Source organism: Arthrobacter sp. MDT2-16 (genome assembly GCF_054510925.1).
This window is the reverse complement of the sequence record NZ_JBTNDP010000022.1, coordinates 1-1164: the sequence shown is the minus strand read 5'-3', so window position 1 is coordinate 1164 and position 1164 is coordinate 1. Positions and strand designations below refer to the sequence as shown.

Here is a 1164-nt window from a genome sequence, read left to right as displayed (position 1 = left end):
CCGAGCGACCAGTCCCCCGCGCGCGTGACGACATGGCCCCGGCGTTCGAGCTCCGCGATGACGTCCTCGCCGAGCCGGTCCTCCACCACGGCGCCCCCGGGCTCCCAGGTGCGCGGCCAGAAGGAGCCGGGGATGGAGGTGGTGTGCAGTGACGGCGCGTCGATGGCCTGCTGCGGCGTGTATCCGCCCACGATGGTGCGGAGGATGTAGAGCAGCTGCCACTGGTCCTGCTGGTCGCCGCCCGGCGAGCCGAGAGCCACGACGGCCTTGCCGTCCTCGAGGATCAGCGTGGGCGTGAGGGTGGTGCGGGGGCGCTTGCCGGCCGTCAGGGTGGACGGGCCGCCGTCCTCCAGCCAGGTCATCTGCAGCCGCGAGCCGAGGCAGAAGCCCAGCTCGGGGATGGTCGGGGAGGACTGCAGCCACCCGCCGCTGGGCGTCGCGGACACCATGTTGCCGTGCGCGTCGACCACGTCGATGTGGCACGTGTCGCCGCGCGTCTCGCCGCTGCTGGACACCGTGGGCTCACCCACTCCGGCGAAACCGCCGCCGCCCACGAGGGCGGGCGGCGTGTACTCGGTGCGCAGCGGCGGGATGAACGGCTCGACGCCGGGCACGGTCCCGGGCCGGAAGTCCAGGGACGCCTCGTCGGTGATCAGGGCGCGGCGCTCGGCGGCGTACTCGGCCGAGAGCAGGTACTCCAGGGGCACCTCGGCGTCACCGTAGTACGCCTCGCGGTCCGCGATGGCGAGTTTCTGCGCCTCGAGGATGGTGTGTGCGCCGAGGGCGGTGGACGGGTCGAGCCGTTCGTCGTCGAACCCGTCGAGGATCGCGAGGGTCTGCAGCAGCGCCGGTCCCTGGCCCCACGGGCCCGTCTTGGCGATGGTGTGACCACGGAACTCGAGGGTGGCCGCCTCCTCGTAACCCGCCTCGAAGGCGGCGAAGTCCTCGACCGTGATGACGCCGGCGTGGTCGAGCCCGGAGGAGTGCCGGTGCGGCACGGCCACGAACGCGGCGGAGGCCTGCGCCACGAGCCCCGTGCGCCACTCGCGCCGTGCGGCGTCGATGCGCTCCTCGCGGCTGGCACCGTCGGCGGCCGCGCCGACCAGTGACTCGAGGACGCGCGCGTAGGCCTCGTTGCGGATCACCTCGCCCTCGCGCGGCGGC

1 protein-coding gene is annotated in these 1164 nt (G+C 73.6%); it reads right to left on the bottom strand.

Going from position 1 to position 1164, the window contains the following annotated elements:
- Positions 1 to 1164, bottom strand: a 1164-nt coding sequence (locus tag ACX80N_RS17710) for a gamma-glutamyltransferase family protein (RefSeq protein WP_459340462.1), incomplete at both ends; no start/stop codon positions are given.